We start from the raw sequence: 15,310 nt of genomic DNA, 5'->3' as shown, positions 1-15,310 counted from the left end.
GGCGCTGAGGGGACTCTACCGGTCCGACCCCCTTACGCTGGGGTCCGTGTCTGCCATGAGTGACCTCATCTCCCGCCACGCCGACCTCAGCCCGGCGGACAACGAGTGGTTGCACCTGCTCGTGGGCGACTGGCAGGTGATCTCCGACCTCGCGTTCGCCGACCTCGTCCTGTGGCTCCCCACGACCGACGGCAACTTCGTCGCCGTCTCGCAGTGCCGCCCGTCGACCGGCGCCACCGTCCACTACGACGACATCGTGGGCTCGTTCGCCCCCGAGGGGCAGCGCCCGCAGCTCGAGCGCGCGCTCACCGAGGTCCGCTCCCAGCGCTCGCGCGAGCCGCGCTGGTTCGGCGCGTACGCGGTCCGGGAGGAGGCGATCCCGGTCCTGCACGCCGGTCGTGCGATCGCCGTCGTCGCACGGCAGACCAACCTCGGCAGCGGGCGCACGCCCAGCCGTCTCGAGCTCAACTACGTCGAGGCCGCGGACGACCTCATCGCGATGATCTCCCGCGGCGAGTTCCCCTTCCCCAACGCGGCGACCGGACCGCGCCGCGGCGCCCCGCGCGTCGGCGACGGTCTCATCCGGCTCAACTCCGAGGGCGAGGTCCTCTACGCGAGCCCCAACGCGCTGAGCTGCTTCCACCGCCTGGGCGTCATCGGCCCGCTCGTCGGGCGGTCGCTCGCCGAGGTGACGGCCGACCTCATCGAGCACCAGACCCCGGTCGACGAGTCCCTCCCGCTCGTCGTCATGGGCCGCGCGCCCTGGCGCACGGAGATCGAGGCGCAGCGCGTCGCGCTGTCGCTGCGCGCGCTGCCGCTCACCGAGTCGGGCCAGCGCATCGGCGCCGTCCTGCTGTGCCGCGACGTGTCGGAGCTGCGGCGGCGCGAGCGCGAGCTCATCACCAAGGACGCGACGATCCGCGAGATCCACCACCGCGTGAAGAACAACCTCCAGACCGTCGCCGCGCTCCTGCGCCTCCAGGCCCGCCGCATGGACGTGCCCGAGGCGCGCGCGGCCCTCGAGGAGGCCATGCGCCGCGTCGCGACGATCGCGCTCGTGCACGAGAGCCTGTCGCAGACGCTCGACGAGGAGGTCGAGTTCGACGACATGGTGGGCCGGGCCCTGCGCCTCGCCGCCGACGTCGCGTCTGCGGACACGAGCGTGCGCACCGTCCGCACCGGGAGCTTCGGCCTGGTGCCGGCAGAGGACGCGACCCCGCTCGCGCTCATCCTCACCGAGCTCGTCACCAACGCGGTCGAGCACGGCCTCGCGAAGCAGGACACCGGGACCGTCGAGGTCGCGGTCGAGCGCGAGGGCTCCGCGCTGCGCATCGTGGTCGCGGACGACGGCGTCGGCATGCCCGACGGCGACGTCGCCCGGGCAGGCAAGGCGGCGAAGAGCGGCCTGGGGACGCAGATCGTGCGCACGCTCGTCACGAACGAGCTCGGCGGCACCATCGAGTGGGGCCCGCGTCCGGGCGGGGGCACCCAGGTCGTCCTCGCGCTCGTCCTGCGCGACGGCAACCGGCAGGCCTGAGCCCGCGGGGCCGGCGCGACCGCCTGGTTCGAACGGGCGCGACCGCCTGGTTCGACCACCTGGGACGACGACGGGCCGCCACCCCGGAGGGTGACGGCCCGTCGTCGACGTGCTGCTCGACGCCCGTGGCGGGCGGAGCGTGGTCAGCCGGCGCGGCGCGCGCGAGCGGTGCGGCGCTTGAGGGCGCGGCGCTCGTCCTCGGAGAGGCCGCCCCAGACGCCCGCGTCCTGCCCGGACTCGATGGCCCACTTGAGGCACGTGTCGACGACGTCGCAGCGACGGCACACGGCCTTCGCCTCCTCGATCTGGAGGAGTGCGGGTCCGGTGTTGCCGATGGGGAAGAAGAGCTCGGGGTCTTCGTCGAGGCAGGCTGCGCGGTGGCGCCAGTCCATGATCGTCGTCTCCTTGGCAGAGGGGAGCCTGGTCGCGAGGTGATGACTCGTCGCGGTGTTGCCCGGCAGGGGGCTGCCTGGACCAGGGCTCGAGGCGGGGGTGATTGATGCTTGAACCAGGTTCACACCTCGTGAAGCGCAGCACAAGGGGTTACGAGAAAGTTTCCGTCGCATGAATCGTGAGGTCTTCGTCACACGGGTGTGAAGCCGCAGGTCGGCGCGTACGCTGGGTGATCGTGCCTCCCCGCAAGCCCTCCGGACAGCCGCCCGAGCAGCCTCCGACGACACCCGTCCCGACGCCTGGTCCGGCGCCCGACGGCGCCTCGCGACCCCCTGCGCTGACCGCGCTCCTCGTCGGGGTCGGGATCGAGGTCGCGGTCCTCGTCGTCGGCGCGGTCCTCCTCCTCGTCGAGCTGGTGCGCGGCGGGTCGCAGTCGTTCGGGGTCAGCGTGTTCCTCGTCGTCTTCGCGCTGGGCGTCGCCGCGGTGCTCGCCGCGAGCCTGCGCGGCCTGCTGCGCGGGCAGCGCTGGGCGCGGTCGCCGGTCGCGACGTGGCAGATCCTCCAGGCCGTCGTGGCGATCAGCTCGCTCCAGGTGGGCGTCACGCCGTGGGTCGTCGCCGCGCTCGTGCTCGCCGTGGTGGTCTTCGTCCTCCTCATGCTGCGGCCGGTCGTCGAGGCCACGACCCGCGACTCCCGGACCGGGGCCTGACACCCGGGCCGCGCCTTTCACCCGGGCACCTGGTGCGTCACGCCTGACTCCCTGGCTGAGCGTGCCCGGACGCCCCTGAGCCTGGACCGCCCGCCGAGGGCAGCGCGAGCTGCACCGGGGTGAACCGGGCGCCCTGGACGAGCGCCCCGCGGCCGGGCCGCGGCCGCCCCGGCTCGGCGAGCCACTCGAGGCCACGACCGAACACCTCGGTGCTGCCGCGCTCACCCGGCGCGAGGACGATGCCGGCGCGAACGCCGCGCAGGTCCGCGAGCGGGCCGCGCAGCGCCGACGCGGCGCCGCCGGTCGTCGCGGACGCGAGGAGCACGAGGCCGTCCCGGCACGCTGCCGCGAGCCGTTCGCCCTCGACCACGCAGAGCTGGACGAGGACGTCCAGGTCGTCGACCACGACCACGTCGGGCAGTCCCCGTGGACCGTTCTCGCGCGCGTCCTCCTGCCCGGTCTCGCGCGTGCCGGCGGTGACGGCGTCGAGGAGCGCGCCGACGTCGGCCGGCGCGTACCGGCGAACCACGTCGGTCCCGGGCTCGGCGGCCGCGGCGAGCGCGTCGTCGCGGGCGACGACCGCGCGCAGGGTGCCCGCGCGCGCGACGTGCCGCGCGAGGAGGGTCAGCGCGCTCGTGCGCCCCGAGCCCGGCGGGCCCACCACGAGCGCTCCGCCCGACACGTCCAGCGCGACCGTGACGGCCGTGTCGCCGCCCCGACCCACCGGGACCTGGAGTGCCGCTGACGCGAGGCGCGAACCGGCCGGCTCGGGGCCCGTACCGGCCTGCCCGAGGCGCGGACCCGGGATGGCGAGGTCGGCGGGGACGACCCGCGCGGGCAGCGGCAGGAGCCGGAACGCGCCGGGCCGACCGTCTCGGTCCGGCGCGCCCGACCCCGTGGCGGCGGCCGGGTGCGTCGGCCTCCCAGGAGCGGCCCCTGACGGTGGCCGCGCCGGGAGGGCGACCTGGCACAGGACCGGCTCGCCGGGACCGAGCCACACGGCCCGCCCTGCCGGGCCTCCCCGTCCGGCGAGCGGGGAGGGCACGCCCAGCGCCACGTCGTCGTGACGGTCGCGCGACACCATGACCGCGCGCACCCCGACCCGCGACGACAGCCCCGCGACCGTCGGGCTGGCGCACCCCACGGCGACCGCGGCGGGGCCGGCGAGCACGTCCACGAGCGCGTCGGCGCCGGCACCGCCCGCCACGCCCGCGAGGGCCGACCGGACGGCGTCGACGTCGTCCACGAGCAGGAGGACCCGGTCGGTGGCGTCGGTCCCCGCGGGGCGCCCCTGACCGTCGTCGTGACCGGCGAGCAGCCGCAGGAGGCGGACGAGGCGACGCGGGTCGTCGCGGTCGACGACCGTCCCCGTCCCGGGATGGGACGCGAGGTCGGCGAGTCCCGACCCGACGGCGTGGACCGCCCACCCGCGCGCGAGCGCGGCTCGTCCCACGGTCCGCAGCGCCGTCGTCCGACCCGAGCGTGCGCGGCCCAGCACCGCGAGGTGCCCGTCGCGGGGGTCCCACCGGACGACCGTCCGGCGCTGGAGGTCGGGGACGTCGCCGAGCGCGACGGGCAGCGTCGCGACCTCGGTGAGCACCGCGCCACCCCCGGCGCCGGCATGGTCGTCGCCCGGGCGCGCAGGGCCGACCGGCGGGACGCCGGCCCCGAGCTCGCCGTCGCGCGCCGCGGCGCCGGCCGCACGCGCGAGCTCCGCGAGGTCGTCCTGCCCGACCCGGTCGGGCAGGGCGGGCAGCCACGGCGGCGGCGCCGGGCGCAGGCCGGCGCGCTCTGCGACGTCGCGGGCCGCGGCCACGATCCGGGGAAGCCGGTCGACAGCCGGCCGGGGCGCTCCCGCACCGGGCGCGGGGTTGTCGTCGTCCGCGGGGGAGTCTCGCCGGGGCAGCCCTCGTGCGACGCCCCACGGGGGAGCGCCGCGCGCACCGGACGCCGAGACGCGCGCCGGCGCCCCGGCCCGGGCGCACTGCACCGCGAGCGGAGGTTCGGCACCCCAGCGCAGGACGAGCCGCCCCGGCGCCGACGCCGGGACGAGCGCCGCGAGCGGTGACTCGACGACGTCGCGCGAGTCGGCGACGTCGACCACCCGCAGGGCGAGGCGCAGGGTGATGTTGGCCCGCACGTCGGCGCTCACCGCCCCGGCTGGCCGCTGCGTCGCCAGCACGAGGTGCACGCCGAGCGAGCGGCCCTGGGCGGCGACGCGCAGCAGGCCGGGCAGCAGGTCGGGCAGGTCGTCGGCGAGCGCCCGGAACTCGTCGACCACGACGACGAGCCGCGGCAGGCGTCCTCGGGGGAGCTCGTCGACGCTGGTCGCGCCCGCCGCGGCGAGCACGTGCTCGCGCCGGCGCAGCTCGGACCGCAGCCCGGCGAGCGCACGGCCGGCGAGACCCGGGTCGAGGTCGGTCACCGTGCCCACGACGTGCGGCAGGAGCCCGCACGCCCCGAAGCTCGCGCCGCCCTTGAAGTCGACGAGCGCGATCGACAGCTCCGCCGGCGAGCGCCCGAGCGCGAGCCCCGTGACGAGGGTCTGGAGGAGCTCCGACTTGCCCGCCCCCGTGGTCCCGGCGACGAGCACGTGCGGGCCGTCGCGGACGAGGTCCACGGTCACCGGTGCGCCCCCGGCCCCGACGCCCAGCACGACCCGCAGACCGGTCCCGTCGCGCCGCGCCGCGTCCTGCCAGCGGGCGCCGACCCATGCCCTGAGGTCGTCCGGCTCGCCCGGCAGGTCGAGGAGGTCGCCGAGCGCGACGTCCGCCGGCAGCGAGGGCGAGGTCGGGTCGCCGGGGTCGTGCCCGGCCGGGTCGGTGCCGTCCAGCCGGCCGAGGTGGTCCGCGGCGGTGAGCCGACGGGCGAGCGCGACGGCCCACTCCTCGCTCGCCCCGACGTGCTCGCGCACGGTGCGTGCGTCGTCCGGGCCGGTGACCACGGTGGTCGGGCCGGTCACGTCCACGACCGTCCGGCACCACGCCGGGACGCGGGCCGCGTCGTCGAGCACGAGGAGCAGGTCGGTCCCCGCGGCCCCGAGCCGCTCCCACGCCCGGGCGAGCTCGCCCGCGGGCGGGGCCCCGTCGACGACGAGGACGGCGGCCGGGCCGGCCGGCGGTCGTGCGGTGTCCAGCGAGCCGACGGCGCTCGCCCGAGGGAGCCAGCGGCACCAGGCCCAGTCGCCCGCCGCATCCGGCGGGTGCCGGAACGTCGGCACGGCACCCGTCGACAAGAGCTCCCCGAGCACGGCCCGCGCGGCGGCGAGCGCGCGGGCGCGGGGGCCGACGACGGCGACGCAGCCGTCGGCGAGCCGCACGGGCGCGGCGGGCGCGACCGGGGCGGCGCACGGGTCGGTGCCCGGACCCGGCGGGGCCGCACCGGCGGCCCCACCGGGCGGCGCGGCGACCGGTGCGAGCCGGGCGATCGTCGCCCAGGTGAGCGCGTCCGCAGGCCGAGGGCGCAGCGGGTCGACGGGCGCCGTCGCGCGCGCGCCGTCGTCACCCGACGATCGCCTCGCGTCAGAGCCCGGACCGCCGCCGCCCCCGCGGGTCGCGCGGCGTCGGCGGGCCTCGACGAGCGCGGGGACGAGGAGCGCGAGCGGCCCGGCGAGGGCGAGCAGCGCGTAGAGCGGTTGGCGGAACGTCACGGCGAGGGCGAGCGACGCGACCGCGGGCACGGCCGCGGTCGCGAGGTGGCCGGGGCTCGGCCGACCCGGGGGCGCGTCGACGGAGGCGGGGTCGACGGGGCCGGTGCGGGGTCCGTGCACGAGGACGGGGCGCGGCCGCAGGGCGTAGACGCCGTAGGGGGTCGCGAGGGCGTCGCCCGTGCGCCACCGGACCGTGCGCCACGACGCGACCCGGCGGCCGGCCCGGGCCGGCCGCGCGACGAGGACCGCCGCGTCGTCGGGCACGCGCCGGGTGCCGCGCGGGACGCGGACGCGGACCTGCGTGCCGCGGCGCGTGATGCGGTGGCGGACGTCGAGCGCGTCGACCCGGGTCCGGCCCGCGCCGTCCGGGACGGCGACGAGCCGCCCCGCGTCCCCGCCGGCGAGGACGGCGACGTGGAGCGGGGCGGCGAGCACGGCGTCCGGGCGGGCCGTCCCGGCGACCGGCCTCCCGTCCACGGGCACGACGGCGACCGTCGCCCCGGGGAGCAGAGGGCGGGTCCCGCAGCGCTGGTCGTCGTCGACCGGGACGCCGTCCACGAGCAGGGCGGCGGTGCGCAGCTCCGGGCGGCACACGAGCTCTGCGAGACCGGCACGGACGTCGCCCAGGCGTGCCCCGGACGGGAGCAGGACGTCCGTAGCCGGGTGCACCGTGACGCGCAGCCACGCCTCGTCCCGTGGCCCGGCGTGCTCGGGCGTGGGCGGTGCGAAGGCGGTGACGGGGGGCGTCGGGGCGGGGGCGGGCGGCACGTGGCGATGGTGCCCGACAGGGCGACCTCCCCGCCCGGCAACGAGCGCGCCCCTGTGGACGGCGGTCCGTCCACAGGGGCGCGCGTCGACCGTCAGGCCTGACGAGCCGCGGCTCAGTCCACGGCGAGCGCCGCGACGGGAGACGTGCGGGCGGCCGTCCGGCCGGGCACGACGGACGCGACGAGCCCCGCCACGAGCGCGACGACGAGCACGAGCGCGACGTCCCGCCACGGCACCGCGAGCGACACGTCGCCCATGACGCTCAGCGCCGTCGCCGCGCCGGCCCAGCCGTACAGGACGCCCAGCACGATGCCGAGGACCGCGCCGACGCCCGCGATGAGCATGCCCTCGATCGCGAGCATCCACCGCAGCTGCGCCCGGCTGAGGCCGATGGCGCGCAGCGTCGCCGACTCGCGTCGCCGCTCGATGACGGAGAGCGACAGCGTGTTCGCCACGCCGATGAGCGCGATGACGACGGCGACCGCGAGGAGACCGACGATGACCCCGAGGATCGTGTCGATGACGCTCTGCATCGCCGCGCGCTCCACCGCGATGCCGGCGACCTCGACGGGCGTGTCCGACGAGACGATCGCGTCCTGGATGGCGGGCACGACCTGCGTCGCGTCGCCCGTGTCGTCGAGACCGACCCACAGCCGGGACACGAGGGCGTCCGGGGCGAGGGCCTTCGCGTCGTCGGCGTCGAGGAGCCAGCCGTCCCCGATGGCGCCGACGTGGGCGGTCAGCTCGAGGGTCGCCCCGTCCGGCCCGGTGAGCTCCAGCGTGTCGCCCTCGGTGACGTCCCAGGCCTCGGCGTCGGCCTCGGGGACCATGACCGCGCCCGGGGCGAACGCCGCGAGCACGTCGGGCGAGCGCACGACGGCGCGCGCCTGGTCCGGGTCCACCCCGTGCATCGTCATCTCGGCGCCGTCGAGCAGCGTGACCGTCGCCGCGGAGAGCTCGACGACGCGCGAGACGCCCTCGGTGCCCGAGACGGCGCGCACGACGTCGTCCGGGACGGCGTCGCCCGTCGACCCGTACGCGTCCGTCGCGACGAGGACGTCGACCGGGTACTGGTCGTCGAGCGCCGCGTCGAGGGACGTGCGGGCGCTCGCGGCGCCGGTCGACATCATCGCGACGAGCGTGACGCCGATGAGCAGCGCGGTGCTGGTCGCCGTGGTGCGGCGCGGGTTGCGCAGCGTGTTCGCGGTGGCGAGCCGCGCCGTCGACCCGGTGCCGGCGAGCAGCCGACCCACGAACGACACGACGCCCGGCAGCCAGTACACGGCACCGACGAGGACGCCGACGAACGACAGGGCGCCGCCCGCGACACCCGCGAGGAGACCGGCCTCGGGGCTGCCGGTGCTGCCGAGCCAGATGCCGCCGCCGAGGACGGCGAGGCCGCCGAGCGTGAGCAGGCTCGCGATCACGAGGCGCACGCGGCCCCCGCCGCGGGAGAGGCTCGGCGCGTCGGCGGGGCGCAGCGCCTCGAGCGGCGCGACTCGCGTGGCGGCCCGGGCGGGGGCGAACGACGCGACGACGGTCACGAGGGTTCCCACGAGCAGGGGCACGAGCACGACCGCGGGCGTCACCGTGATGGTCGCCGGGATCGGCACGCCCAGGTCAGCCCCGCGGGCCACGAGGAGCGCGACCTGGGTGAGCAGGCAGCCCAGCAGGATGCCGCCCACGGAGGACAGGACGCCGAGGATCGTCGCCTCGGACAGGACCGACCGGGCGAGCTGCGACCGGTTCGCGCCGACGGCGCGCAGGAGGGCGAGGGTGCGCGTGCGCTGCGCGACGAGCACCTGGAACGTGTTCGCGATGACGAGCGCCGCGACGAGCAGCGCGACGGCGGCGAAGCCGAGGATGACGTACGTGAAGACGTCCTGGCCGCCCGTCATCTTCTGGGCCTGCGCCTGGGCGTGCTCGGCGGGGGTGACGGCCTCGGCCTCGTCCGGCGACACGGCGACGAGGGCCGTGCGCGCCGTCTCGAGGTCGGTGCCCGGGGCGAGTCCCACCATCGCCGCGGAGTAGGTGCGCTCGGCGTCGTCGGGCATCGCCTGCGCCGCCTGCCACGCGGCCACGTCCTCGGCCGTCACGACGACGGCCCCGCCCATCTGGGCGTACGCGCCGTACGGGTCGTCGGTCGTCCCGACGACGGTCAGCTCGTCACGGACCTCCTCGTAGTCGCCGCCGTCGGGCGCGGAGGCGTCCCACACGTTGCGGGAGCTCGTGACGGTGTCGCCGATCCCGACGCCCAGGCGCTCGGCGACGGCGGTCGGGAGGGAGAGCTGACCGGGCGCGGTCGGCATCGAGCCCTCGACGACCTCGAGCGCCTCGAAGCGCGGGTCGGAGGGCGCGGGGACGCCGAGCTGGAACACGCGCTTCGCGCCGTGCGACAGGTCGAGGTAGGTGAACTGGACCGCGTCCACCGCGTCGACGCCCGTCACGGAGCGCAGGGCGTCCACGTCGGACGCCGAGAGGTCGGTCGGTGCGGACACGACGAGGTCCGCGTCCGCGAACTGCGCGGCGATCGAGTCGTTCGTGGTCTGGGTGATGACGTTGCCCGCGATCAGGGTCGCCGTGACGAACGCCGTCCCGATGACGATCGCGACGCCGGCCGCGACGAGGCGGCCGATGCTGCGGCGCATCTGCGCCAGGGTGAGGCGGAGCATCAGGCGCGCACCGCCTGCGACGCGGTCGGGGCGGGGCCGTCGGCGCCCGGCGCCTCGAGCGTGCGCAGGGCGTCGAGCCCGGCGAGCACCGACTCGGGCGTCGGGTCGCTGATGTCGCCCGCGATGCGGCCGTCCGCGATGAGCACGACGCGGTCCGCGTAGGCGGCTGCCGTCGGGTCGTGCGTGACCATGATGATCGTCCGGCCGAGCTCGCGGACCGACCGGCGCAGGAAGCTCAGCACCTCGGCGCCCGAGCGCGAGTCGAGGTTGCCCGTCGGCTCGTCGGCGAAGACGACCTCCGGGCCGGCGATGAGGGCGCGTGCGATCGCGACGCGCTGCTGCTGCCCGCCGGACAGCTCGCTCGGCCGGTGGCTGAGGCGCGCCTCGAGGCCGAGCGTGCGCACCAGGGTGTCGAACCATGCGCGGTCGACCTTGCCGTTCGCGAGCTCGACGGGCAGCGTGATGTTCTGCTCCGCCGTGAACATGGGCAGGAGGTTGAACGACTGGAACACGAAGCCCACCCGGTCGCGGCGCAGCTGCGTGAGCGCGTTGTCGTTCAGGCCCGTGACCTCGGTGTCGCCGATGAAGGCGTGCCCGCCCGTCGCGGTGTCCAGCCCCGCGAGCAAATGCATGAGCGTCGACTTGCCCGAGCCCGACGGGCCCATGATGGCCGTGAAGTGGCCTCGCTCGAAGTCCACGTCCACGCCGTCGAGCGCGTGCACCGCCGCCTCGCCCGTGCCGTAGGTCTTGCGCAGCGAGCGGGCCCGGACCGCGGGCGGGCCGGCGGGGGCGGGGGCGGGGTCGGTGGGGCGGTACACGGTCGTGTCCACGTCATCTCCTGGGTACGTCGTCGAGGTTCGTCGTCGGGCCCGTCGCGCGCTCACGCCGACCAGGTCGGAGGCGTGCGCCGGGATCGTGGACGACGCTACGGACCGGGCCCGCCCGGCCGCGTCCGGCGAGGGTCGGGTCCTGCACGGGGGGCGGGTCATCCCGTGGTCGTAGAGGACCGGCGCCGAGGGCGGACACGACGGCGCCCCACGGGTCCGGTGACCGGTGGGGCGCCGTCGGGGCGGACGCAGGTCAGGCGCCCGGGCGGACCAGACCCGTCTCGTAGGCCGTGACGACGGCCTGGACGCGGTCGCGCGCGCCGAGCTTGGCGAGGATGCGGCCCACGTGCGTCTTGACCGTCGCCTCGGCGACGAACAGGTCGCTCGCGATCTCGGTGTTGGACCGGCCGCGCGCCATGAGGACGAGGACCTCACGCTCGCGCTCGGTGAGGCCCTCGACGGCGGCGTGCGCGGGGGAGTCGTCGGCCTGCTCGGCGGGCAGGGCCGTCACCAGGTGCTCGAGCAGGCGCCGGGTGGACGACGGCGCGATGACGGCGTCGCCGCGGTGCACCGTGCGGATCGCGGCGAGCATCTCCTCGGGCGGCGCGTCCTTCAGCAGGAACCCGCTCGCGCCGGAGCGGATGGCCTCGAGCACGTACTCGTCGAGGTCGAACGTGGTGAGGACGATGACCTTGGGCGCGTGGCCGCCGTCGGCTGCCGCGGCGGTGAGCCGGGCCGTCGTCTGGAGCCCGTCGAGGTGCGGCATGCGGACGTCCATGAGCACGACGTCGACCGGGTGGTCGGCGAGCAGCCGCAGGGCCTGCAACCCGTCGCCCGCCTCGACCGCGACGGTGAGGTCCGGCTGCGAGTCGATGACCATGCGGAAGCCCGCGCGCACGAGCTGCTGGTCGTCGACGAGCGCGATGCGCACGGGCTCGAGGGGCTCGAGCGGGTCGGCGGCGTACGCCCCGTCGGGCACGGGGAAGGCGTCGGTCATGGTGTCCTGTCGGTCGGTCGGTCGTGGGCCGGGTGCGAGGAGTCGGGCCCGACCGGCGGTGGCGGCGGCAGCGGGGTCGTCGCGGCGGACGGGCGGCCCGGAGCCATCCTGCCCGACGGCGCGGGCGGCGGTGCGGGGACGGGCTGTCCCGGAGGCCGGGGGACGGCGCCTGGAGCGGGCGCGGCGCCCGGCAGGGCCGGCACGGGGATGCGCAGGTGCACGCGGAAGCCGCCCCCGGGACGTGGACCCACCTGCACGGACCCGCCGAAGAGCGCGGCGCGCTCGCGCATGCCCAGCACGCCGTAGCCGCCGGGCCGGGCGTCCTGGCGCGCCGCGGCGGACGTCGACGCGCCCCTCCCGTCGTCCTCGACCTCGAGGTCCAGGGTGGCGGCGCCCCACCGCACGACGACGGTGACCTCCGGGTCGGGACCGGCGTGCTTGAGCACGTTGGTCAGCGCCTCCTGGCACACGCGGTAGACCGTCAGCCCGGCTCCGGGCGGCAGCGGACGCGCCTGGCCGACACGGACGAACGACACGCGCATCCCGCTGTCGCGCACCTGCGCGACGAGCGTCTCGAGGTCCGCGGTGTCCGGCTGTGGCGCGCGCTCGAGCGCGGCGGTCGCGGCGCTCGCGGGCGCCGGGTGCCCGGGCGCGGCGGGCCCGTAGGGCGAGCCGTCGGGCGGTGTCCCGGCCGCGCCTCGTCCCGACGGCAGCGCGAGCGTCCCGGACGGCCCGACGGCGGCGCCCGGAGGCACGACGACGCGCGGCGGCTCCGAGCGGAGGACGCCGAGGAGCCGGCGCATGTCCGCCAGCGCCGCGCGGCCGGTCTCGGACACGGTCGCGAGCGCGCGCGTCGCGGCCTCGGGGTCGTGGGCGGCGGCGTACCGGCCTCCGTCGGCCTGGGCGATGACGACGGAGAGGGAGTGGGCGACGATGTCGTGCATCTCGCGCGCGATGCGGGCCCGCTCGGCGGCGGTCGCGATCTGCGCCTGCTGGTCGCGCTCGACCTCGAGCCGTTCCGCGCGGTCGACGAGCGCGGCGATCGTCTCGCGCCGGGAGCGGCGCACGAGGCCGAACGCCCATACCGCGAGAAAGGTCATGCCGCCGAACGCGGACGTGAAGAAGACCATCGTCGCGAGGTCGGTGAGGCGACCGGACAGCAGACCGAGCGCGATCCCGAGGACGACCGCCCCGACGAGGGAGGACACGATGGCCGTCCGGTGCGCCCAGCGGGGACCGTAGACCGTGACGGAGTAGAGCGCGACGAGCACCGCGAAGTCGGCGGGGAAGATCACGAGGTAGCCCGCGAGCAGATGGACGAGCGCGACGGAGTACACCGTGATCGCCGACGCGAGCGGGCGGGAGCGGCGCCAGGGCAGCGGGGCGAGGAGCAGCAGCGCCCAGAGGGCTGCCCACCCGCCGCTCGTGCCGGTACCGCTCGCGCCCATCGAGGTGAACGCCGCGGACGCGGGCACGAACACGACGGCGAGGACGAGCGTGACGGTGAGGTCCACACCGAACCGGTGCTCGTCGGACCACTGCCCGAGGCGCTCGTACCATCCCATGCCTTCCAGCCTAGGCAGGGGGCGGTCGCAGGGCGTCCCACCACGGTCGCAGAGATCACGCGGCACGATGGGACCGAAGTCGTACTGATGCCCTAGCATGAGCGAATGACCCACGTACTGCTAGCGGAGGACGACCCGGCGATTGCCGAACCTTTGGCGCGCGCACTGACACGTGAGGGTTACAACGTCGTCGTCCAAGGAACTGGTCAAGGAGCGATCGACTCCGCGAGCGGTGCGGACATCGTGGTGCTCGATCTGGGCCTTCCGGACATGGACGGCCTCGACGTGGCGCGCGAGATCCGGCACAAGGGTCTCACCACCCCCGTGCTCGTGCTCACCGCCCGGGCCGACGAGGTCGACCTCGTCGTGGGCCTCGACGCCGGCGCCGACGACTACGTCACGAAGCCGTTCCGGCTCGCCGAGCTCCTCGCCCGGGTCCGGGCGCTCCTGCGCCGCTCGCACGGCGAGCAGGTGGACGAGGAGGAGCTCGCCGCGCAGGACGTGCGCATCGACGTCTCCGCGCACCGCGCGTTCCAGGGCGAGCGCGAGCTGCACCTGACCACCAAGGAGTTCGAGCTGCTGCGCGTGCTCGTCGCGAGCGCGGGCTCGGTCGTCGTGCGCGACGCCCTCATGCGCGACGTGTGGGGCTCCGAGCCGGTCGGCTCGACCAAGACGCTCGACATGCACGTGTCGTGGCTGCGCCGCAAGCTCGGCGACGACGCGAACGCGCCGCGGTACATCTCGACCGTCCGCGGTCTCGGCTTCCGTTTCGAGACCGGCGAGAGCTGACCGACCCCGACCGGGGACGAGGACACGGGGAGCGAGGAGCAGCGTGCGGCGTCGGATGCTGCAGGCCACGGTGGCGGCCGTGGCCGTCGCCGTCATCCTCCTGGGCTTCCCGCTCGCGTTCTACGGCGCGCGGTTCGTGCTCCAGGGCGAGGTCGACGACGTCACGTCGCGCGTCGAGCGCCTCGCCCGCTCCATCGACGCCCGGCTCGCCGCGGGCGACGAGATCCCGGACTACGTCATCGAGGACGCGGTCCAGCCCCGCGCGAGCGACCCGCCGGCCCAGGTCTACGTCACGCTGCCGGACGGCACCGTGCTCACGGCCGGCCCGGAGGTCACCGGACGCGGGATCGAGCAGCCCCTGCACTCCGAGTCGGGTGCGCTCGTCACGCTCACCGTCTCGTACTGGGACGCCTACCTCCAGGCCGCGCAGGTCGTGCTCCTCGTCGTGGCCGCGGCCATCGTCGCGTTCGCCGCGGGCATCGGCATGGCGGTGTGGCAGGCCAACCGCATCGCCGCGCCCCTCGTCTACCTCGCGGCCTCTGCCGAGCAGCTCGGCTCGGGACAGGTGCGCCCGCGCCTCGAGCCGTCGGGGGTCGAGGAGATCGACCTCGTCGCCGCCGAGCTCGCGCGCAGCTCCGACCGGCTCGCGGGGCGCCTCGCCGCAGAGCGCCAGTTCGCCGCCGACGCCTCCCACCAGCTCCGCACGCCGCTCACGGCGCTCAGCATGCGGCTCGAGGAGATCTCGATGGCCTCGGACGACCCGGCCGTGCAGGAGGAGGCCCGGATCTCGCTCGAGCAGGTCGAGCGCCTGGTCGGCGTCGTCGACGACCTCCTGGCGTCCTCGCGTCGCGCCCAGGGCGGGACGACGGAGGCCGTGAACCTGCTCGACGTCGTGCACCAGCAGGAGGAGGAGTGGGTCCCGACGTTCGCCAAGGCGGGGCGTGAGCTCGTCGTCGACGTCCCTGCGGAGTACCAGGTGCTCGCGACGCCCGGGGCGCTCGCGCAGGTCCTGGCGACGCTCATCGAGAACTCGCTCAAGCACGGCGGCGGCACGACGACGGTCCGCGCGCGCCCGTCCGGCACGAGCGGCGCGATCGTCACGGAGGTGTCGGACGAGGGCGCCGGCGTCCCCGACGACCTGGCGCCGCGCATCTTCGAGCGCGAGGTGACCTCCGGTGCCGGGACCGGGCTGGGGCTCGCGCTCGCACGCGACCTCGCGGCGTCGGACGGCGGTCGGCTCGAGCTCGCGCAGCGCCGTCCGGCCGTCTTCGCACTCTTCCTCGCGGGTGTGCCGCGGCGCCTGGACCCGCGCGTGGTCCTGCCGACGGGGGTCGCGGTCTCCGCGCACGGTCGGCGTCGGCGCCGCCGCGGCTGACGTCACCTGGTGGGCGCTCGCGCCCGGCC

At 76.3% G+C, this 15,310-nt stretch carries 10 protein-coding genes; 4 read left to right on the top strand and 6 right to left on the bottom strand.

The genetic code is table 11. The features are described from left to right. The first annotated feature begins 55 nt into the window (after positions 1-55). Positions 56-1,537, top strand: coding sequence for a sensor histidine kinase (locus ACN9MS_RS15225; RefSeq protein ID WP_426311907.1), 1,482 nt, complete (start codon positions 56-58; stop codon positions 1,535-1,537). Positions 1,538-1,680: 143 nt separating this feature from the next. Here ACN9MS_RS15225 and ACN9MS_RS15220 read toward each other — a convergent pair whose 3' ends face one another. After that, a complete protein-coding gene (locus ACN9MS_RS15220) occupies positions 1,681-1,929 on the bottom strand; it encodes a WhiB family transcriptional regulator (RefSeq protein WP_021481972.1) in 249 nt (82 codons plus the stop codon). 236 nt (positions 1,930-2,165) lie between these two features. Here ACN9MS_RS15220 and ACN9MS_RS15215 point away from each other — a divergent pair, with 236 nt between their 5' ends. Then, positions 2,166-2,639, top strand: a complete 474-nt coding sequence (locus ACN9MS_RS15215) for a hypothetical protein (RefSeq protein ID WP_426309325.1) — start codon at positions 2,166-2,168, stop codon at positions 2,637-2,639. A gap of 37 nt (positions 2,640-2,676) precedes the next feature. Here the strand turns inward: ACN9MS_RS15215 and ACN9MS_RS15210 are convergent, their stop codons facing one another. The 5 genes from ACN9MS_RS15210 to ACN9MS_RS15190 form a co-directional block, all read right to left on the bottom strand. Then, a complete protein-coding gene (locus ACN9MS_RS15210; RefSeq protein WP_426309324.1) occupies positions 2,677-7,056 on the bottom strand; it encodes an FtsK/SpoIIIE domain-containing protein in 4,380 nt (1,459 codons plus the stop codon). Positions 7,057-7,169: 113 nt separating this feature from the next. Further along, complete coding sequence (locus tag ACN9MS_RS15205) at positions 7,170-9,704, bottom strand: ABC transporter permease (RefSeq protein WP_426309323.1); 2,535 nt, start codon at positions 9,702-9,704, stop codon at positions 7,170-7,172. A 23-nt stretch (positions 9,705-9,727) separates the two neighbouring features. Next, entirely contained in the window at positions 9,728-10,558 is an 831-nt protein-coding gene (locus tag ACN9MS_RS15200; protein ID WP_426309322.1) for an ABC transporter ATP-binding protein, read from the bottom strand. Between the two features lie 250 nt (positions 10,559-10,808). Next, a complete protein-coding gene (locus tag ACN9MS_RS15195; RefSeq protein WP_426309321.1) occupies positions 10,809-11,552 on the bottom strand; it encodes a response regulator in 744 nt (247 codons plus the stop codon). Next, positions 11,549-13,117 carry a sensor histidine kinase gene (locus tag ACN9MS_RS15190; RefSeq protein ID WP_426309320.1) on the bottom strand — a complete coding sequence of 523 codons (1,569 nt, stop codon included), beginning with the start codon at positions 13,115-13,117 and terminating at the stop codon, positions 11,549-11,551. The genes ACN9MS_RS15195 and ACN9MS_RS15190 overlap by 4 nt, the downstream gene beginning before the upstream one ends. A gap of 105 nt (positions 13,118-13,222) precedes the next feature. On the opposite strand from ACN9MS_RS15190, the gene ACN9MS_RS15185 reads away from it, so the two are divergent. Together ACN9MS_RS15185 and ACN9MS_RS15180 are read left to right on the top strand one after the other, a co-directional pair. After that, positions 13,223-13,906 carry a response regulator transcription factor gene (locus tag ACN9MS_RS15185; RefSeq protein WP_031316534.1) on the top strand — a complete coding sequence of 228 codons (684 nt, stop codon included), beginning with the start codon at positions 13,223-13,225 and terminating at the stop codon, positions 13,904-13,906. 43 nt (positions 13,907-13,949) lie between these two features. Then, positions 13,950-15,281: an ATP-binding protein gene (locus ACN9MS_RS15180; protein WP_426309319.1), complete on the top strand. Its 1,332-nt coding sequence runs from the start codon at positions 13,950-13,952 to the stop codon at positions 15,279-15,281. Positions 15,282-15,310: the final 29 nt, after the last annotated feature.

The sequence above is a fragment of the Cellulosimicrobium sp. E-16 genome, assembly GCF_049913115.1.
GTDB lineage: Bacteria > Actinomycetota > Actinomycetes > Actinomycetales > Cellulomonadaceae > Cellulosimicrobium.
The sequence above is the reverse complement of the archived record's forward strand: the minus strand, read 5'-3'. Positions and strand labels throughout refer to the sequence as shown.

Excerpts from the sequence above, each read along its gene's own strand:
- ACN9MS_RS15225 (WP_426311907.1), top strand. The coding sequence starts at position 56 with ATGAGTGACCTCATCTCCCGCCACGCCGACCTCAGCCCGGCGGACAAC.
- ACN9MS_RS15220 (WP_021481972.1), bottom strand. The coding sequence starts at position 1,929 with ATGGACTGGCGCCACCGCGCAGCCTGCCTCGACGAAGACCCCGAGCTC.
- ACN9MS_RS15205 (WP_426309323.1), bottom strand. The coding sequence starts at position 9,704 with ATGCGCCGCAGCATCGGCCGCCTCGTCGCGGCCGGCGTCGCGATCGTC.
- ACN9MS_RS15195 (WP_426309321.1), bottom strand. The coding sequence starts at position 11,552 with ATGACCGACGCCTTCCCCGTGCCCGACGGGGCGTACGCCGCCGACCCG.
- ACN9MS_RS15190 (WP_426309320.1), bottom strand. The coding sequence starts at position 13,117 with ATGGGATGGTACGAGCGCCTCGGGCAGTGGTCCGACGAGCACCGGTTC.
- ACN9MS_RS15185 (WP_031316534.1), top strand. The coding sequence starts at position 13,223 with ATGACCCACGTACTGCTAGCGGAGGACGACCCGGCGATTGCCGAACCT.